The 19,186-nt window shown below is 41.2% G+C and carries 22 protein-coding genes; 11 read left to right on the top strand and 11 right to left on the bottom strand.

All coding sequences use genetic code 11. The features are described from left to right. Positions 1-53: 53 nt before the first annotated feature. Positions 54-1,166 carry an LPS export ABC transporter permease LptF gene (gene lptF / locus H5123_RS09675; protein ID WP_124015650.1) on the top strand — a complete coding sequence of 371 codons (1,113 nt, stop codon included), beginning with the start codon at positions 54-56 and terminating at the stop codon, positions 1,164-1,166. Next, entirely contained in the window at positions 1,163-2,221 is a 1,059-nt protein-coding gene (gene lptG, locus H5123_RS09680) for an LPS export ABC transporter permease LptG (RefSeq protein WP_182697831.1), read from the top strand. The genes lptF and lptG overlap by 4 nt, the downstream gene beginning before the upstream one ends. A 95-nt stretch (positions 2,222-2,316) precedes the next feature. On the opposite strand, the gene H5123_RS09685 is transcribed toward lptG, so the two are convergent. The 3 genes from H5123_RS09685 to H5123_RS09695 all read right to left on the bottom strand — a co-directional run bounded on the left by H5123_RS09685 (position 2,317) and on the right by H5123_RS09695 (position 4,232). Next, on the bottom strand, positions 2,317-2,826 hold the full coding sequence (locus H5123_RS09685; RefSeq protein ID WP_124015652.1) for an RDD family protein: 510 nt from the start codon (positions 2,824-2,826) through the stop codon (positions 2,317-2,319). A 27-nt stretch (positions 2,827-2,853) separates the two neighbouring features. Then, on the bottom strand, positions 2,854-3,108 hold the full coding sequence (locus tag H5123_RS09690; RefSeq protein ID WP_124015653.1) for a DUF2960 domain-containing protein: 255 nt from the start codon (positions 3,106-3,108) through the stop codon (positions 2,854-2,856). Positions 3,109-3,740: 632 nt separating this feature from the next. Beyond that, a complete protein-coding gene (locus tag H5123_RS09695) occupies positions 3,741-4,232 on the bottom strand; it encodes a GNAT family N-acetyltransferase (RefSeq protein WP_182697832.1) in 492 nt (163 codons plus the stop codon). A 114-nt stretch (positions 4,233-4,346) separates the two neighbouring features. Between H5123_RS09695 and H5123_RS09700 the strand changes: the two genes are divergently transcribed. Further along, positions 4,347-4,919, top strand: coding sequence for a DsrE family protein (locus tag H5123_RS09700; RefSeq protein ID WP_182697833.1), 573 nt, complete (start codon positions 4,347-4,349; stop codon positions 4,917-4,919). A 40-nt stretch (positions 4,920-4,959) separates the two neighbouring features. Here the strand turns inward: H5123_RS09700 and H5123_RS09705 are convergent, their stop codons facing one another. The 3 genes from H5123_RS09705 to H5123_RS09715 form a co-directional block, all read right to left on the bottom strand. Further along, on the bottom strand, positions 4,960-5,703 hold the full coding sequence (locus tag H5123_RS09705) for an ABC transporter substrate-binding protein (protein WP_182697834.1): 744 nt from the start codon (positions 5,701-5,703) through the stop codon (positions 4,960-4,962). A gap of 51 nt (positions 5,704-5,754) precedes the next feature. Then, on the bottom strand, positions 5,755-6,399 hold the full coding sequence (locus H5123_RS09710; RefSeq protein WP_182697835.1) for a DUF2913 family protein: 645 nt from the start codon (positions 6,397-6,399) through the stop codon (positions 5,755-5,757). Between the two features lie 117 nt (positions 6,400-6,516). Then, positions 6,517-7,098 carry a DUF4136 domain-containing protein gene (locus H5123_RS09715; RefSeq protein ID WP_182697836.1) on the bottom strand — a complete coding sequence of 194 codons (582 nt, stop codon included), beginning with the start codon at positions 7,096-7,098 and terminating at the stop codon, positions 6,517-6,519. A 175-nt stretch (positions 7,099-7,273) separates the two neighbouring features. Between H5123_RS09715 and H5123_RS09720 the strand changes: the two genes are divergently transcribed. Next, the gene (locus H5123_RS09720; protein WP_124015702.1) at positions 7,274-7,591 is read left to right on the top strand and encodes a DUF1289 domain-containing protein; all 318 of its coding nucleotides are present in this window, start codon (positions 7,274-7,276) and stop codon (positions 7,589-7,591) included. 16 nt (positions 7,592-7,607) lie between these two features. Here the strand turns inward: H5123_RS09720 and H5123_RS09725 are convergent, their stop codons facing one another. Together H5123_RS09725 and H5123_RS09730 are read right to left on the bottom strand one after the other, a co-directional pair. Beyond that, positions 7,608-8,195, bottom strand: coding sequence for a TetR/AcrR family transcriptional regulator (locus H5123_RS09725; RefSeq protein ID WP_259395624.1), 588 nt, complete (start codon positions 8,193-8,195; stop codon positions 7,608-7,610). Between the two features lie 137 nt (positions 8,196-8,332). After that, on the bottom strand, positions 8,333-9,754 hold the full coding sequence (locus tag H5123_RS09730; protein ID WP_182697837.1) for a coniferyl aldehyde dehydrogenase: 1,422 nt from the start codon (positions 9,752-9,754) through the stop codon (positions 8,333-8,335). Between the two features lie 302 nt (positions 9,755-10,056). On the opposite strand from H5123_RS09730, the gene H5123_RS09735 reads away from it, so the two are divergent. Continuing rightward, entirely contained in the window at positions 10,057-10,488 is a 432-nt protein-coding gene (locus tag H5123_RS09735) for a universal stress protein (protein ID WP_124015659.1), read from the top strand. 56 nt (positions 10,489-10,544) lie between these two features. On the opposite strand, the gene H5123_RS09740 is transcribed toward H5123_RS09735, so the two are convergent. Genes H5123_RS09740 through H5123_RS20630 form a run of 3 tightly spaced genes read right to left on the bottom strand, consistent with a single transcriptional unit; the run spans position 10,545 to position 13,486 of the window. Beyond that, on the bottom strand, positions 10,545-11,102 hold the full coding sequence (locus H5123_RS09740) for a DUF924 family protein (RefSeq protein ID WP_182697838.1): 558 nt from the start codon (positions 11,100-11,102) through the stop codon (positions 10,545-10,547). A 4-nt stretch (positions 11,103-11,106) separates the two neighbouring features. Next, the gene (locus tag H5123_RS09745; protein WP_182697839.1) at positions 11,107-12,750 is read right to left on the bottom strand and encodes a PH domain-containing protein; all 1,644 of its coding nucleotides are present in this window, start codon (positions 12,748-12,750) and stop codon (positions 11,107-11,109) included. Continuing rightward, positions 12,743-13,486, bottom strand: coding sequence for a PH domain-containing protein (locus H5123_RS20630; protein WP_259395625.1), 744 nt, complete (start codon positions 13,484-13,486; stop codon positions 12,743-12,745). Before H5123_RS20630 ends, H5123_RS09745 begins: the two co-directional genes overlap by 8 nt. Before the next feature lie 228 nt (positions 13,487-13,714). On the opposite strand from H5123_RS20630, the gene H5123_RS09755 reads away from it, so the two are divergent. The 6 genes from H5123_RS09755 to H5123_RS09780 all read left to right on the top strand — a co-directional run bounded on the left by H5123_RS09755 (position 13,715) and on the right by H5123_RS09780 (position 19,147). After that, complete coding sequence (locus H5123_RS09755) at positions 13,715-14,041, top strand: winged helix-turn-helix domain-containing protein (RefSeq protein ID WP_182697840.1); 327 nt, start codon at positions 13,715-13,717, stop codon at positions 14,039-14,041. Between the two features lie 41 nt (positions 14,042-14,082). Further along, the gene (locus H5123_RS09760) at positions 14,083-15,051 is read left to right on the top strand and encodes a magnesium transporter CorA family protein (protein WP_124015664.1); all 969 of its coding nucleotides are present in this window, start codon (positions 14,083-14,085) and stop codon (positions 15,049-15,051) included. Between the two features lie 119 nt (positions 15,052-15,170). Then, positions 15,171-15,740 (top strand): alpha-ketoglutarate-dependent dioxygenase AlkB, encoded by a 570-nt coding sequence (locus H5123_RS09765; RefSeq protein WP_310736380.1) that lies wholly within the window; start codon positions 15,171-15,173, stop codon positions 15,738-15,740. A 296-nt stretch (positions 15,741-16,036) separates the two neighbouring features. Then, the gene (locus H5123_RS09770) at positions 16,037-17,458 is read left to right on the top strand and encodes a DASH family cryptochrome (protein ID WP_182697842.1); all 1,422 of its coding nucleotides are present in this window, start codon (positions 16,037-16,039) and stop codon (positions 17,456-17,458) included. Positions 17,459-17,577: 119 nt separating this feature from the next. Next, the gene (locus H5123_RS09775; protein WP_124015667.1) at positions 17,578-17,877 is read left to right on the top strand and encodes a BolA family transcriptional regulator; all 300 of its coding nucleotides are present in this window, start codon (positions 17,578-17,580) and stop codon (positions 17,875-17,877) included. Between the two features lie 145 nt (positions 17,878-18,022). Further along, positions 18,023-19,147 (top strand): TRAP transporter substrate-binding protein, encoded by a 1,125-nt coding sequence (locus tag H5123_RS09780; protein WP_182697843.1) that lies wholly within the window; start codon positions 18,023-18,025, stop codon positions 19,145-19,147. Positions 19,148-19,186: the final 39 nt, after the last annotated feature.

Here is a 19,186-nt window from a genome sequence, read left to right on the forward strand (position 1 = left end):
GAAAGTTGCTCTGATACCAGTAAAAAGATAAGTTTAGCCACCGGATCATACTTGTGATTGTATTTAGATATCTTATTAGTGAAGTTTTAAAAGCGCAATTTGCGGTACTTTTGGTACTGCTAACTATTTTTATTAGCCAACAGTTTGTGCGCGTGTTGGCAGATGCCTCAGATGGTGAATTTCCGGCTTCTTTAGTGATGACATTATTGGGCTTAAACTTGCCTCAATTAACCGTATTGGTGTTACCGCTGAGTTTCTTTTTAGGGATATTGTTGGCTCACGGGCGCATGTATTCTGAAAATGAAATGGTCGTTTTGCATGGTGTTGGTGTCAGTGAGTGGTATGTCACTCGAGTAACGTTATTGGTCGCATTTGCTAATTTATTGTTCACGGCCTATTTGTCTGTTTACGTCGGACCTTGGGCAGAAGAACGCCAAAATCAAGTACTAGAAAAGGCTCAGTCTGAAGCTGGTCTTGCAGCACTAACTCAAGGCCGTTTTCAAGCAAGCCCAAATGGCCGCGCGGTATTGTTTGTTGAAAAAATAAATAAAGACAATACGTTAGATAAAGTTTTTGTCGCGCAGCTGCCAGACCCAGAAGATGAGAATGGCTTAACTAATATTGTTGTGGCCAAAAAAGGTCGGGTGGTTGAAGATAATATCGGTAGTCAACAATTACAACTCGACAATGGTTTTCGTTATCAAGGCAGCCCTAAATCACTCGAATTACAAGTAATTGAGTTTGGCGGCTATAAAATGGAAATCAAAGAACAAGAAGTCGATGAGCGCCGACGTAAACTTTCTGCACTGCCAGTCAATGAACTGTTGGATACCCCAGGGTCGGAAGCGGCGGCTGAATTTCAATGGCGACTGGCGATCCCTATCTCAATTCCATTGTTGACCTTAATTGCCGTGCCATTAGCGCGAGTGAATGTTCGCCAAGGGAAGTTTGCCAAAATGTTCCCCGCTATTTTACTGTATTTAGGTTATTTCGGATTAATGATTGCAGGGCGAAAAGCACTGCAAGATGAGGTGGTGCCGCAGTTCTTAGGCATGTGGTGGATCCATGCATTAGCACTCATGTTAGGATTATTGTTATTAATTAAAGAGCGACCAACAGGGATGAAGTTCTTGGGCTTATTTAAACGTAAGCAGGTGACGCTATGAAAATATTAGACCTGTATATTGCGCGGATGATCGTTAGTACATCTGGCTTATGTTTACTTATTTTGACCGGTTTATCTGGCATCATTAAGTGGGTTGATCAATTACGTTTGGTTGGGCGGGGTGCTTATACCATGCTCGATGCTGCTATCTATGTATTGTTTTTGATCCCTCGAGATATTGAAATGTTTTTCCCAATGGCAGTGCTGCTTGGTGCGCTAATTGGTATGGGCATGCTGGCATCTAACTCTGAATTAGTGGTGATGCAAGTTTCAGGTATGTCGCGCTTACAAATCACCCAGTCGGCGATGAAAACAGCGATTCCATTGATGATTCTGGTTATGGCTCTGGGGGAGTGGGGTGCACCTATTGCTGAGAAAAGTGCTAAAGAGCTTCAAGCGACTAAAATATCTGGCGGGAGTTTAATCAAATCTCATCGAGGTATTTGGGCGAAAGATGGTGATTTATTCGTCAATATCGGTGAGGTTCAAGACATTAATACTCTGAATAATATTAGTTTATATGAGTTTAATGACCAACAAGAATTAACCAGAGTGACACATGCTAAAAGCGCTCAATTTAGGGATGATGCTTGGCAATTATCTGTGGTTGAAAACACGACTGTGGTCGATGATAGAGTGGTGCGAGATTTTCTTGATTCCGATGTGTGGCAATCTACATTAACCCCAGATAAGTTGAGTGTTGTGTCGATTAAGCCCGAAGCATTATCCATAAGTGGCTTAATTGATTATTTAGATTATTTAAAAGTTAACCAACAAGATCCGAGTCGTTATGAGCTGGCATTATGGCGCAAGATTATGCAACCCGTCACCGTCGCTGTAATGATGTTAGTCGCTTTATCGTTTGTGTTTGGACCATTACGTACCGTAACCATGGGGGCTCGCGTGTTGTTGGGTGTGGTCGCTGGGTTTAGTTTTTATATTAGCAATGAGATATTTGGGCCTATGAGCATAGTGTACGAATTGCCCGCAGTAGTCGGTGCAATTGCTCCTAGCATGTTATTTACCGGATTAGCTTTGTATTATATTCGCAAATAACACTGAACATTTAATCGATAATCTGTAAAAAAATGGCAACCTTCTGGTTGCCATTTTTTTGCTTTAACACTACCCATTAGCCGTGGGTGAATGTGCTATGCGCCGCGCCAATTTCGCATTTGATTGGCTTCTACAGACAGCACTACCACTTCTGAACGAGTCATCTTGTCTTGTAATGCTAATTTGTCATCATTGATGATAATCCATAGATTACCAATACCCAGTAAAGACCACACGATTCGAGCACATGCGGTAATAAAACTCAGGTTTTGACCGTTAGGATGTTGCACTTTGAGTCGCCAAGCGCGCATACCTAAGGTTTGCCCGCCTTTACTCCAAAATATGGCATAAAATCCGCCAACACAAAGCGCTATCCAGAGTTGGTAAAATCCATGGTAAATGGGGGTGTTATTAAGAAGATCTGACACGTGTTCATGACCATTCATCGCGATAAGGCCACTGCTTTGTAAAGCAAAGAACACCCCAAAGCCCAACGCACCAGCACACATATAAACGGCTACTGCGAGCATTGAGTCATACGCCATAGCACCTAAACGTCGAATAAAACTCGCACGAGGGAAATTAGCATGATCTGAATTCAACATAGACAGTCCTTATTGATATCAAAATGATTAAATATCATCATCTTCACGAACAAATTTAATGCTACTAAAACCAAAACGTGCAAACTCGGTCTTGCGAAATTCTTTTTCTGCTTTAGCGCCTTTTTTTGACGTTAAGGCAACTTGTTGTTCCATGGCCAAAAATTTCTTTAAGTCAATCCCTTCTGCTTCAGCGGCTGCTTCATAAAGATCGCGATGTATGTCGTAGCTAAAAGCGATGGTTTTGGTTTGACCTTTAAAGGTGTAAATCACTTGGCGCGCCATGTAAACTCCTGAAATTAATGTAATTCACTGTAAAAAATAAACAATATGGTACCTAAAAATGCAGGTTCTGCCTGCAAGTCGTTAAGCTATTCGTGGGGCTTTGAGATACCAAACTACAAAAGGGCAAATACAGTAAAGTTAGCGGCCTCTTGCATAGCGGTTAATTGTCCCACGTTCATCTCGTTATAACCAAGCCGATTTGCTGTAACTGGCAATAAATTTTTCACCACTAGAAACAATTGAACTTTACTGGTTGTATTTTGTTCAATGTAAACGTGTATTAATCGAGGCGAGTGGATAGCCGCCTAGCAATTTAAGCAAGATTCGCTCAACAAACAGCAACACGATTTTAGCTGGACCTTCGGGCAGTGTTTACTGGCCATCGCTCCTGCGTTATCGGCTTTTATGCTGCATAACTTCATTCCTAAGCCCTAGTCTTATTGGCTACTGTTGCCGTTATAGATCAAACATTCACTGCAAAATAACCTTGAAACATCAACATACCCTAGGATATCTCAATCGGCGAGAACCCTAATAGAGCCGCAACGTTACTGCTTAAGTTGATTAGTAACGTCATAGAGTGTTAAACGCACAGTGGTTATAAACTGATAGCAACATGGCGCGAGCTTTTATCATAAGGGTAAATATAAATAACATGCCCCAGTAGGGTAGCTTTCTAATGATTGTGCTAGCTTTGCTGAGGTGGGCTCAGGTTTAAACCCTTGCTGTTGCCAATACGTTTGTGCGCCTTGCACTGCAACTAATCCAATACCATTGACCATTAATGTTTTAGCCTGATTAACTAGGTAGGTAAATAGCTGCTTACCAACACCCATACCTTGTGCATTGGGTGAGATAGCCATGTCATGTAAATACCAGCTGTTGCTCTCAATAGGCCCTTTTAATTCACGGTTCAGTGACGGGGCATCGCCTCTTTGCCACGGGTGAACAAGAGCATAAGCTAGCACATTACCTTGTTGTTCAAATACCACACAGCTAGCAGGCGAGAGTTGCCATTTACTTTGCATAACCTCAAGCGATTCTGGTGTTAGTTCAACATAACATTGCGCTTGGATCGCCATAATAGCGGGCCAATCATTAGCGGTAATTGGACGAATTGACATATCATTCTTTCGTGGTAGTTTTGAGGGCGTAATTATACTCAGAAACGGCATGAATCATAAGTATAAATCAGTGCTAGAGTAACCATAATAATAGCTATAAGGAATATCAATATAATGACAGTCAGTTTACATTCAGCCCGTAAATGTGTTTTGGCAGCGGCGATATTTACCTTAATGACCTCTTTATCATTTACCGCTTCCGCTGGGACTGAGGCATTTAAATCAGGGTCGATAATTAAAGATTATGGCAAAATAGCTGAAGTAAATAGTAGCTTAGTGATACCTGCTGGAATGAAGTTCAAAGTCGCTTTTGATTTAAGTAGTGCAGCAAAACCTGCAGAATTAAATCGTAGTATTGATACCTTAGCGCGTTTTATCAACATGCATGTGGCAGCCGGGGTTAAGCTTGAAGATATTTCTGTTGCTATGGTGGTGCATGGTAAAGCTGCGAATGATATGACCAAGGATAGTGTTTATCAGCAGCTCAATGCGGGACAAAAAAATGTCAATAAAGACTTAATTGCTCAGCTAGTTAAACATGGCGCAAAGTTCTATGTATGTGGTCAAACCGCGGCATATTATGGCATTACCCCTGACGATTTATTGCCAGGCGTTGAGATGGCATTATCGGCGTTAACTGCCCATGCCGTGTTGGCTCATGAAGGCTACAGTGTAAATCCGTTTTAATTTGCCTGTAGAATGTTGGCAGTACTAGTAGGCAATCGCATTATCGATTAAATACATCTTGCTTGGTGTATTTATCGATAATATTTTGAGTAGTACCATTTTGATTAAATTCTGCAATAGCGGCGTTGATTTGTGGTAACAAGGCTAGGTGTTCTTTACGAAGACGCATCACTAACTCGCCTTGTGTATGAATTGCCGCAAGGCTGATAGGACTGTTGAGTTTTTTAGCCCAATATAAAGCGGGTAAATCGCCGCAGATAGCCACATCAATTCTGTTTTTATATAGGGCTTTGATGAGATCGCGTTCTGAAACAAAATCGACCCGAGTATATTGCGCATCATCATGGTACAAATAACCACGTACCGTGCCTATTTCTTTGCCTTTAATATTGTTGATATTTTGCCAGTTTTTAGCATTTTCCTCCAAAGTAATAATATTTTCTTGGATAGCTATTATGGGATCAGATTGTACAAAAAGCGTGCCTAAATCCTTATTAGGAAACCAATCGGGGCTAACAAAGTCGAAATCTAATAAGCCGTTATCGAGGGCATAATTGGTTCTTTTTGGCGGGAAGTTATGTTTTTCAATGTCAATATTGGCTTTTGCCAGCAGTAAAGGTACCAGCTCTCCTAGTATTCCAGGCTCTTCTGCTGAGTCAGCAATATAATAAGGTACCCAACTGCTTGAGGCGTTGACGTTGTACTTAAGAACTGTAGCGGCTTGAGCTGTCGAACCACAAAAAAACATCACAAAGCAAGACAGTGCTATAAAACGTTTTTTCATGGTGATTCCTTATTTTTATTTTTGTATCAAGACTACATCAACTATTGATAGTTAATAAAGGTCAAGACACAGCAAACATAAACTTGGATGTAAATTACTTGGCATTAGCATATAAGTTTTATGGTGTTTGATCAGAGAAGTCTTTTTATTGGCTTGACTGAGTAATAAACCTTGTTCTAGTGCTAAGCGAGCGACCAGTTTTTCGTCGCCGCGAATGTACATTGAGATGGGTTTAACAATTTTATCGTCAACAATATGCTGATTAAATTGTTTTGCTGAGATGACTATACTGGATTGACCATCGCTGCCGAGTTTTAATTTTACATCTATATCGGTATCGGTGATCACCACCCACTTTTGTTCCGTCAAGGCGGCTAAAAGGCCTTTAAGTCCTGCACCGGTCGCAATAGTACTGTTGTTAGCTTGTTGATATTGATCTGCAATACAGGTTAACAAACGTTTCAGTTGAGCTCCTGCACCTTGACTTCTTGCTTGACTGATCCAAGTTGTTAAGTCGTCTGCCATGAGCTTTGAAAAGCGTTTTGTTTTTAACGACTCAACCATCCAGTTACATAAAAAATGGCTTTCTTGTGCTGGTGTTCTGACGGATTTGTGTTGTGATGCCGAAGTATTTATGGCTTCTATTCCAGCTAGCGCAAGTGTTAATAAAGCTTGGTTGTATGTTTCTGTCGTCATTTCAACTGGGTCAATAAAGTAATGTGGCGCTTAGTTTACCGTGAAGTGACTCATTGCTAAATAGATATTTGATCAGCCACTGTGCATCGATTATTACCGAGAGTAAAATTAAGGCTATTATTCTTTTTTGGGGGGAAATTGCCCCAAAATAGCGATGATAGTTTGCTGGATACTTTTCACTTTATATTCGCCACCTTGATCATAGCGATACTGACTAGTGCCACGCCAAATTAAGCGTTTACTGGCAGGGTCGATAATATCAATTTGAATCGTTTGAATTTTAGCCGTGTCACTGCCTAGAGGGATCCCCATACTTGTTCCAACGATTAACCCACCATTAGCGCCCCACGTTCCAGAGCCTAAACCAAAAGATAACCCAGAATCTTGCTCTTCGTCTTCAGTGAAAAATGCGTAACTCACTAAAAAGTCAGCATTGTCTTTAGTAAAGACATAACCTTGATTAAGTAAGGTTTGTTTAATTTCGGCATTAATACGATCAGCGGTTAATGGATCATCGGTTTGTTTTACGCTGAGCTGACTGAATGTTTTGAGTACAGAAAAATCATAATTAACATCATAATCTTGCTTGGGTTTTACCGTGCAAGATGTCAGTAATAGCAGGCTACAGATTAGGGTAATGAATTGATAATGCGCTATTTTTTGAGTAAAAAACTTACCTGAACGCTGTGGTGTTGTCATAAGACTTCCTTTAACGTGCAATAATGTACAAAATTAACTCAATTAGTATAACCTTAATATCAAGGTGTTCGATAACGACGTTAGTCGGTTCTGAGCCGTTATCAAAGCAAACTATTAATGACTATATCGTATATTTGGCATTTAACAATATTCGCTGAGGTTAAGCATTCTAATGATGGAACAGTTAAGTTTTTTTGCGGTGCCAAGCCCTTGTATCGGCGTTTGTCAGTCAGACAGTCGCGGCTACTGTATGGGCTGCCATCGTAGTCGCGATGAACGTTTTAACTGGATGACGTTTAGCGAGTTACAAAAGCAAGATGTGATCCGTTTGTGTTTACAGCGTAAACGACGTCGCCAGTATGCCATTCATAAAGCGAAACAGCTTGAGCTTCAAACCCTGCAAACCGCGCATACACCTCAATTAGATTTTGATACCCAGATAACAGCAGACAATGAAGAAATTGATTTAAGCGGTTTTAGTGTAGATGAATAATACAGTGTTCAGTACGCTACGCTTTCATTGCTTGCCAAAATAGTCTAAAACTAGCGTTCCTGTGCGCATCATCGTCGCCTAAATTGGGGTTATCGGTAAAGAATCGAATCGCCGCTAAGTACTGCCCATGGCAGTTTTCGAGTAATAAGGCATTGGGAAAGTCTGCAATAATCTGCTGTTGTTTACCTTGCTCAATCAACTCGACCACAAATCCTAAAATGCTATTCATCGCTTGCTTTCTTACGTCAGCATCAATGTCTGCTGACATCGAATATTGCAAAAAAAACAGTTGCTTTAACGGTTGTGCAATCGCCCAATCGATGGCTTTTTGCCATAGAGTATTAGCATCTTGTTCAATATCCCCAATAAAATTAGTATTGCTGATCATATTGGTCGCAAATTCTTGTTTAATGGACAAGAACAGCTGGCTCATGATGTCTTTTTTGGTTGGAAAATGATGAAACAAGGTGCCCGTTGCCACGCCAGCCGCTTTGGCTATTGAGGCGGTCGATGTAGCATTAAAGCCTTTCTTTACAAACAGCTGTAAAGCTGAATCTAAAATGGCTTGTTTCTTATCTGTGGTCATCACTGCTTTACTGCTCATCGAATCAAGATACCTGTTGATCTAAAGTCTGTTTATAAGGAGAGAGTTGATGATTATCTGTTAAATCAGTTTGACTCTTCATTACGCTGAGCAATTATTGCTTGTCACACAATAATTGCAGTGGCGATAAACCGGTGTTAACGCAAGAAAAACTTCATTAATAACCGTTGGATAATACCGCCATAAGGCGGGTGAACCAAGATACCACTATTTATTTTACCGCTGTGTAGAATGGTTTTTGCGTGGCTAAAGGTTAAAAAACCTTCTTTGCCGTGGTAGTGCCCCATACCTGATGGACCAATGCCACCAAAGGGCGCATCATCGGCGGCAACATGAAATACCGTATCATTAATGCATACACCACCAGAATGAGTGTGAGCTAATATTTTTTGTTGAGTTTGTGGCTCAAAACTCATCACATATAAGGCTAATGGACGATCGTTTTTATTGATGTAAGACATCGCTTCATCAATCGACTGGTAGCTAATAATCGGTAATAAAGGTCCAAAGATCTCGTCTTGCATAATCAGCATATCATCAGTGGTATTGGTCACTAGTTGAGTGGCTATTTTCCGCTGTGTTGTTGATATTGGGCCTGTAATGGCGGAAGTGATGCTTGCACCTTTGGCTTTTGCATCGTCTAACACTTTGATTAGGCGATGGTACTGACGATCATTAATGATATTACCGTAGTCTGGGTTGGTGTCGAAGTTAGGGTACATTTTATTAAATCGACGTTGGTAAGCGGCAATAAATGCCTCAACTTTTTCTGCTGGGCATAAGACATAGTCAGGGGCGACACATATTTGCCCCGCATTTAAGCACTTACCAAAAATAAGTCGCTCTACTGCTGTGTCTATTGGCATATCTGGAGCAATGATCGCTGGCGATTTGCCCCCTAGCTCTAAGGTGACTGGGGTTAAGTTATTCGCTGCGGCGCGCATAACATGGCGGCCAACAACGCTAGAACCGGTAAACAGAATATGGTCAAACGGTAATCCTGAAAACACCGCGGCCACATCGGCTTCACCTTCAACGACTGCAACTTCTGTAGGGTCAAATATTGTTGCCAACATCTGACTTAATACCGCATTCGTTGCCGGAGTGAACTCAGACATTTTGAGCATTGCGCCATTACCGGCGGCAATGGCGGTGATTAGCGGACCCATTGATAACATGACCGGGAAGTTCCACGGCACTATGATGCCTATCACGCCTAATGGCTGATATTGCACCGAAACTTTAGACGGTGACAGTAATAAACCGGCATGGCGTCGACTGGGTTTCATCCATGATTTAAGCTGTTTGATGGTGTAATTGATGTTATTTACACAAGGCATAATATCGGAAATGATAGTGTCATTTGGCGATCTATGACCGTAATCATTGATTAAGGCATCGATAATAGCTTGCTGGTTATCGAGTAATGCTTGTTTTAGACGAGTTAATTTATCGACTCGTGATTGATAATCAGGTGCTGGATTAGACTGGAAACGCGCGCGTTGATCGGCTAGTGATTGTCGTAGTTGTGTTTCAATATTATCAACGGCCATATTCATATTTTGTCTCCAACAAAAATAACGATGTTGATTTGCTGAGTGTCATATTGAACAACTCAATAAACCGACTGATTAGTCGGTCTAATGTTAGGTTGTTTTTTGATCTAAAGCAAGTTTTCGGCTTTGATTTGACTTTGGTCACTAAGTGACTCTTTAATATTGACTATACTTAACTTCAATGCTGAACATATCTTTAAACGTGGGGTGTTATTCAGCGTCGATGAAACTTATATTGGTGAAACGAAACAGAGTGTGTTTATCTGGTATGTAATGTTTTAGCAAATGATATGGAGGAAGATAATATGCGTACTCGTAATATTTTATGGCCTACCGATTTTTCTGATACGGCGTCACATGCATTACGTTATGCCATTGAAATGGCAAATTTATACCAAGTTGGGATTCGTATTGTGCACGTGGTTGATCAGCCTTTTGGTGATGAAAATTATATGGTACTTGCGATTACTCCCGAAGAGTTAGCTAAAAGTATGGAAGAAGCGGCTGCGAGTCGAATGCATGAACTGCTTGGGCAGCTAAATACTAATTTAAAAATTGAAACGGTTATCCGCCGTGGCGATGCGATTACCGAAATTTTAGCCGAAGCCAATAAAGGTGATATTGGTATGGTAGTAATTGCCAGTCATGGCAGAAGCGGGTTGGCTCATTTTTTACATGATAATGTAGCCGAAGCAATTGCCAATAAAGCTGATTGCCCGGTATTAGTGGTTAAATAGCATGGCTTGTTGAAGCTAGCTGGCTAGGGTATTACCAAACGATGCTTTTAATCTGCTTAAAAGCTAGAGCCGGGTTGAGTTAAAAATTCGATTTCGGCAGTTGTAGAGTCGCGCCCTAATATTTTATTTCGATGTGGATAACGATTAAATTGCGCGATAATAGCTTGATGTTGCTGTTGGCTGGGCAGATTATTGGGCGCAAATTGCTCAAATAATGGCAAGCCTTGTTGGTGGATTATCATTGATTCACTATGCATGTAGGGCATGATTAAAAAGCCCGCCTGTTGTGTTGGTAACTGAGCTAAACAACCTAATGTTACAGCTTCTTGTGCAAGTACTAACGCGATATTGTCAGCGGCAAATGCCGCTGGGGTATCGCGATGAATATTTCGTGAAAATTGGTCTAGCACGATAATTTCAGCTAATCGGCCTTGAGCATTAGTACGCCAATGTTGTAATTCACCTTTTACGGCTGCATCAAGCGTGGTGCTAAAAGCTTGTTTTATCTGCAAATCAAGCGCTAAATCCTTTATCCACCATTGCTTAGAGGATAGTTGCACAAACCAAAAATCAATTACATGGTCTGGGGTAACACTTGTTATTATTTGATTCATTTTGCTAAATCCAATTGCGGTTATCGTGACTCGTTGCATTAAGTGATCGTGTAATAATCAGTTCGGCCACTTGTATGGGTATATATGGGAACACCACACTGCCACTGGCTAATCCAACTTCAACATATGCTAGTTTAGCCTGTTTTTGGCTTTGAGTTTGAGTAATCGAAACGTGTTGAACTTTTTCAAATGTGACTCGCTTCCATTGTTGACCTAAAAAGCCACTGTGTTGCCAAATCACCTGATCTGCTACGACATAACCCCACTGCTTATAGCGGATAAACAGTGCGACTGTTACCATGGTGGCGGCAAACCAAATCACTTCAAAAAAACCAAGGCTTTGATGGCCATAATACCCCATGATACTGATTACACTGGCTAGGGTCAGTGGCAGCGCGATTCTTCTGGTTAGCCAATTAACATGAATAGGCGAGTAACTGTTGGGCAGTGCGCTTGCTCCACCGCTGAGGTGAGGTATTTTTGCCAAAAGAGATTCTATTTCAGCTGACTTAACGCTTGGAACTAACATGTGTTGCTTGGTCTTATGTTCAACCTCATGGCCTTTGACCTGTTTGAAGTATAAGGTCCAGCGGTTAAATAAACGTGCAATGATAGGTTGTTGAACATGTACTAATTGAATACGCCTTATAGCCAAGGCATCTTGTTGATGTGAAATCACACCGCCACTGCGCTGTAAAGTATCATCATGTTTGTCGAGCTGATATGGATGATATTTTAAGATTGCCGCGATAATTGAAATTAACGAAAACAAGCTGTAAATCCCAAACAACACCACTATGACCATGATGGTTTGTAGGCCAATATTTTGATGGGTTTGTTGTTGGGCCCATAGCCAAAATTGCTGCGCCACTGGTGAGTCGAATATGTTATCCCAATTGACTTGGCCTGCTATGGGGCCGGCAATGACTGCAAACCAAATAAAGTTGTTTTGATAAAAGCCAAATAACACTAAGTCCCATAAACTTTTACGCACTATAGTCTGGGAGGTATCTGCGCTATCTTGTTCGTTAACCTGTGAATGTTCACTTGTTGATACTGTTTTTGCGTAGGGTAAATTTAGCAGCAAACGTTTTAGGGTTTGCGCTTGTTGGGTATCTAAAGCCGCTAAGTGAGCCTCATCATTCTTAGAACCTGCAGTTTCAATCACTAAGGTTCCAAGTGACAGTGGCTTAAAATAAAAGGGTTGTTCATAACGAATATTTTGAATACGGCTAAGGGGTATTTCATCTTTTTTAGTAAACAATAAGCCGCGTTTTACTTCAAGTTGATGGTTATTAAGACGAAAGCGAAATTTACGCCATTCTATTATCGCCAATAATGTCACCAGCAATAATAGTATGCCAGACGCCAATATGCCCCATTGCATGTCAAAACCTTGTTTCCATCCAGTGTAAACAATGGGCACAATAGCAAAGCCATTGCTAAGGATGCTTTTTAAGGTACTGAAAATATTACTGACGATAGACCACGCTGACAGTGCTTGCCATTGCTGTAAATCACTTGCGATATTGATGTTATCGGTTAGCGTATGATTAATATCGCTGCTGGCTGCATCAACTGGTTGAACAGTGACAACGTCTTCCGTTCCATGCGGCTGATGGTTATCTGCTGTTGATGGCTTATCCATTATGGTTATCCTGTTGCGCAGGATAAATGGATAAAGTATCGGTTTCTTGGTTAGGAGCCCTTGTTTCAACCATATCATCTTCGGCAATGCCTGACGGGTGACTCGCTGCCGCTCGGCTTAATAAGTGTTGGCGTAAATGTTCAGCTAAATCAGCATTGAGGCCTGGTAAATCTATTTCAGCTAATCCACTGCCAGCACTAAAGCATTTTAAGGTGACCAAGTTGTATTTTCGCTCAAGAGGTCCCTGAGACAAATTAACATGTTGCAGCCGAGTATAGGGCAGCGCTGTTGTCGATATCCAAAATAATCCTTCACGCAGCACCATTTCATGTTTAAACAATCCATAAGCAATTTTGCTGGCTTTGAGGTGGATAAGTTTAATGATTATAGCGGCCAACAAGGTTACTGAAACTAGCCCTACTAGGGCTATCATTAATGGCAGTGGTTGAGCGATTAATTGAAATACACTTAATAGCGATAAGGCAACCACTGCTATAAGCGTACTAATGATGAGCAATAACTTAGGATAGTTAGCATCAATATTGCTCAGTGGTAAGTCGGCCAGCTGAATGTAATCGGCTTGAGATAAACGTCGGCCATGATCATAAATATTTGTTGATGATTCTTTTTCTGCTGACAATTTTTCTGCGAATAATATAGCGGTATCGCTTATTATTGCAGGCTCATTGATTGGTGGTTGCTCGAATGGGCTCTTCACGTGCGGTGGAGTATCCATGTTTGTTCGCTGTCCATGTCTGCTATTTCTATTATTAAAAACTATAACTAGATTGTCGTGACTTAGGTAGTGTTAATCATCTTAGGTATCGATAAATCAATGCCGTGGCTTAACAATCAGTAATTAATTATGCAGTAATAAAGCCACTCCAGTAATAGTGCTTGCGTGACGGGCTATTGATACAGTAATTTCAACTGAGTGATATAGAGACAATAGGGCGTGTAAAAGATGTTTTCAAATAATTACGTGATCAATAAATCGCAAAAAGCATTTTTACGGAAATTATATTTAGCGCATTTGCTTGATGAAGAACAGCACAACTTATTAAGCCTGCAAAAACTGACTCAGATGCCCAGAAGAACATTGCAAGATGCAATAGCGGCATTTGTCGATATTGGGATTGAAGTGGACTTTGTGCAACAAGGCCAACGTCATAATGATGGTTATTATCGCATATCAACCTGGGGACCAATTAGCAGTGCTTGGGTTAATAGTCATTTTGAGCAGATTAAACAACATATTAAGACGATTGCTGAGCTTGAAAGGGTAAGTTAGGCTATTTTTACTGCAATAATGAGTTGTTAAAAGGGCTATTCATGGCAATAAAGATAATGTTATTCAATGCACAAGGTCTATTATTATCTCAAGGAGATGAGGCCCTTATGGCTGAATATGACCCACAACAGCACTTAATATGGGTCGATATTACCAGTCAACATAGCCAAGCATTTTTTAAACAATATCCTTACTTTGGTATCGATCATCTCGATTTTGAAGACGCACAACGTGAACGTCATCCTCCACAGTTTGAAGAATATGAGACACATTCATACTTGCTCACCCATGAGCTTATGGACCGAGAAGAGTATCTTCTGCTTGAACGTAGCCAGTTACTACTGCATGTAAATGATCATTTTTTAGTCACCCAACATATTAAACCGTCAGTCAGTGTCAGTAAGGTTACCCAACGGATCTCTGAGCATGGTCAGCTTGATAATGCTGATATGAGTCAAGTGTGCTTTGATCTCATGCGCCAAATTGTGGTTGATTATTTAGCTGTGATGTTAGCGTTAGAAGAGCGTTTAAGTGACATAGAAGATGAGATTTTTGAGGTGTCATCTGATGATTTACTGGCAGAGTTAATCGGTTATAGCAGTAAATTACAAAAAGCAAAACGTTCATTCAGTTATCTCGAAGAGATATTGCAACAATTGCTTCGCGATGACAGCCATCAACATATTAAGATGGATTATCAACAGCTAAGCTATTTATATAATCAGTTTGAGCGATTATCCAGTCGTGCCAGTCTTTATCAAGGCTTAGTGGATAGCCTCATTAATGGCTTTATTTCGGTGAGTGCTCATAAAACCAATCGGGTCATGATGACATTAACCCTAGTTACCGCCGTTTTTTTACCGTTAACCTTAGTGGCGGGTATTTACGGAATGAATTTTGATAATATGCCTGAATTAAAATGGCGCTTTGGCTATTTTGCGGTATTGATCCTAATGGCTGTTATTGCGGTATCAGGTTTATGGATTGCCAAGATTAAGCGTTGGTATTAACTAGGCTGAGTGATAAGAGGGTAATTGAGGTGGCAGGATTTCAACATGGGTTAGATTTCGGTGGGCCCCAAGACGGCTTAACCCAAGATTATGTTGTCGAGCCATCGGCTAAAAATCCAATTAGCCCCCCAGTTACTTGGATTAAAGGTTTTCTATCGCCCAAGCAACAGCAGTTATTGCTCAATGAAGTGAATCAATATCCATTAGAGCGGGTTTCAATTGAGGTATACGGTAAACAGCATCTGACTCCTCGAACCCAAGTGTGGTTTGGTGATCCTGGATGCGATTATCATTATTCTAAATTACACATTACCGCATTACCTTGGCCCAGAGTCCTGAGCCGATTACGTGCCAAATTACTTAATGATCATCAAATAGACACTAATTCAGTATTGGTTAATCGTTATGCTGATGGCCATGATTGTATGGGCTGGCACAGTGATGATGAACCTGAGATTGTCAGCGGTTCTGCTATCGCCTCTGTTACTTTAGGCGCCTGTAGAGACTTTGTTGTGCGTCACAAAAACACTAAAATAAAAGTGAATTTTGCACTTGGATCTGGCGATTTACTCATTATGCATCCCAGTATGCAGCAAGACTGGCAACATGCTTTACCTAAACGCCTTAAGGTGGTTGAACCGCGTATTAATTTTACTTTTCGACAAATTATCCCTAATTACTATGGTTAACAGATATCGTTAATGGCCATAGCTAAAAGCGAAAGGCCAAGAGGCTAGGACGCTGCGCGGCTAGATGCTATAGAATCTCAGCAGCTAAGCAGTCTCTATCCCAGAGATGACAAGCGATATCGAGTAAAATTGAAGTGCTGTATCCGCGTAGCGAACTAGCAGCGAAGCGACTCTAGAACCTCGAAGACCGAAGGTCGAGCTAGTTTGAGAATATCGCTAAAATGGATCATTATTGAACCGTTAACCGCTATGTATACGTACTCATTAGCATTAGTACAAACTGTGGTAATGAATAGATGAATAATGCTGGTGGGCAAACTTTCGAAGACTCGAACCTACAATCGACGTCCCAATCTACTGTCAATGCACTTTATTGGTTAGGTGATGATCTGCGGGTAGCAGATAATGCCATTTTTGCAGATATCGCCCTGCATGCACAACAGTTGATGGTGGTGTACTGCATCGACCCTAGCTGGTTTCGTCAAGCTCAATATCAGGCTGAGTATGTTGGTAAGTACCGACTGCGTTTTTTACTGGAGTCATTACGGGCTTTAGACGAAACGTTGAATCAATATGGTCAACAGGTGCATATTGTTTATGCCTCAGCGCAAAAATCGTTACCCTATATAATTCAAACTCATAATATTTCAAGGGTATACCGTAGTAACCATAGTGGTGCCGATGAGCAAACGGCTTGGCAAGTGATTCAGCAGCAATGCCCCAATATTGAATATTCGACTATTACTACGCAAACGCTGTTTGAGCTGCAGCAACTGCCTTTTGAATTAGCCGATCTGGCTGCGACATTCAGCCAGTTTCGTAAAAAGGTCGACAACGTTAATATCAGCCCAGCCACTGATGCAGTATCTTGGCTCCCGCCTATGGTTGCACTTAAGCAACAAGACAAACAACTTCAGTCTTGGCTGGCTTATCCTAGTTGGTTGCCACAAACTCAAACGATGAACAATGTCTTTTGCGGTGGTGAAGCACAAGGAAAATTGCAATTAGACAGTTACTTTTCGTCAAATTTAGCCCATAACTATAAAGCGGTACGCAACGAACTTGATGGCTGGGAATGCTCAACAAAGTTTTCGCCTTGGTTAGCCAATGGTTGCTTATCGGCAAGACAAGTCGTGGTAGCATTAAAGCAATTTGAGTTGCAACAAGGTGCTAACGAATCGACCGAGTGTATTTTGTATGAGCTGCTTTGGCGTGAGTATTTCCATTTTTACGCGCATAAATTCAATACGCTGGTGTTTAGATTTTCAGGCATTAATGGGCGTAAACCATTAACCAGTTTTTACGCCCAACGCATTCAAGCTTGGAAAACCGCCACGACACCTTATCCGTTTGTGAATGCATTGATGAAGCAGTTAAATGACACTGGCTATATGTCAAACCGCGGCAGGCAAATTGTAGTAAGTTGCTTGGTCAATGAACTGCAATGTGATTGGCGTTATGGGGCGGCGTATTTTCAACAGCAATTAATTGATTATGATCCAGCTGTGAATTGGGGCAATTGGCAGTATCTAGCCGGTGTTGGCGCCGACCCACGCGGTTCGAGACGTTTTAATCTGCAAAAACAGCAGCAGACATACGATCCACAAGGATTATTTATTAATGCATGGTTGGGACGTGAGGCATTACAGCAACATGATGAGAGCCATGCGTTATATTTTATCGATAGTGTCGATATAACCGATTGGCCAAGGAGTTAATGTCAGTTCGACTTGAGAAAGCTGTGCTCAAACGTTAACTTTTACCCTGCTTGTTTGACCTTTATTCGGCAAACCAGTACCCTGCGATTTCATCGATATGGATTAATAAGAGTATCACTATGTCTGTCGAACAAATCATTACCGATAAATTGAATCACGCTTTTGCGCCATTGCATCTAGAGGTGATTAATGAAAGTAACCGTCATCATGTGCCGCCTAATTCAGAAACCCATTTTAAAGTGGTTGTAGTTAGCGATCAATTTAGCGAACAGCGTTTACTTGCTCGTCACCGTTTGGTTAACCAAGCACTTGCAGACGAATTAGCCAACGGTGTACATGCCTTATCTATCAATGCTTACAGCCAGCCAGAATGGCAAGCTTTAGATGAAGTACCTAAAACGCCTAACTGTAAAGGCTAATGTTTTTCACTTTGTCTAGTGTATAAAAAACCTCACCGATGACGTGAGGTTTTTTGTTTTTGTCGTAAATCAGTTGTATTTGTCACTCGTTATGAATATGTTACAGTCATGGAGTAGAAGAGCCTGATTGATAAAGGATATAGACATGGGCAAGGTGGTACCAATCTGCTGGTTAATGGTTCTTATATTACTATTTGGCTGTCAACAAGAGGCGCCTGCAAAGGTAAACTCTGTTTCTCAAACTGATTTACTCCCTCATCAAGTTATTAAATGGCGTTTGGCAACCTCATGGCCGAAAAACTTGCCCGGTTTAGGCATGGCCCCAGAACGATTTGCGCAGTTAGTCAAACAAATGTCAAACGGACGTTTAGTGATTACGGTTTATGGCGCCGGGGAGTTGATGCCTGCATTATCGGTTTTTGATGGTGTAAGTAAAGGCACCATTGAAATGGCACATAGCGCTTCATATTATTGGAAAGGCAAAGCTTCCGCCGCGCAGTTTTTTTCATCAATTCCTTTTGGTTTAACCGCACAACAGATGAATGCATGGCTTCATTATGGTGGTGGGATGGCATTGTGGGAGGAAGTTTATCAGCCTTTTGGCGTGTTACCGTTAGCAGGAGGAAATACCGGCATGCAAATGGGCGGCTGGTTTAATAAAGTCATTGCAACACCTGAAGATTTTAAAGGTCTTAAAATGCGCCTACCCGGTATTGGGGGCGAGGTGCTTAAGAAACTGGGTGGTGTTCCTGTTGATGCGCTAGCTGGCAGGGAATTATATAGCGCGCTTCAAACCGGGGCTATTGATGCTGCTGAGTGGGTCGGACCTTATAATGATTTATCGCTAGGTTTGTATCAGGTGGCTAAGTACTACTATTATCCAGGCTGGCACGAGCCTGGATCGACCATGGAATTTCTCATTAACAAGCAGGCTTTCTCTGCCTTGCCTGAAGATTTACAAATGATGGTTAAAGTTGCGGCAAGTGCGATTAACCAAGATATGTTAGATGATTATACTCAAGGCCATATTGCTGCCATGGACGTATTGCTTAACGAACACAATGTCCAAGTGAAAGCTTTTCCCTATAGTGTTATGCGAGCATTAAAAAATGCCCGAGATGATGTCCTTAATCATGAAGCGGCTAAAGATCCGCTATTTAATAAAGTATTAGAGTCATATATCGCTAATGAGAAGTCTGTGAAACGTTATTTTAGTTATACCGAAGATGCGTTAAGTCAGTTTGAAATAGATGAACAACATCCGCAGTAAACTCTGACTGTGACAATGCTGGAATAGTGATAGTATCTG

The organism is Shewanella sp. SR43-4, from assembly GCF_014163845.1.
GTDB classification, from domain to species: domain Bacteria; phylum Pseudomonadota; class Gammaproteobacteria; order Enterobacterales; family Shewanellaceae; genus Shewanella; species Shewanella vesiculosa.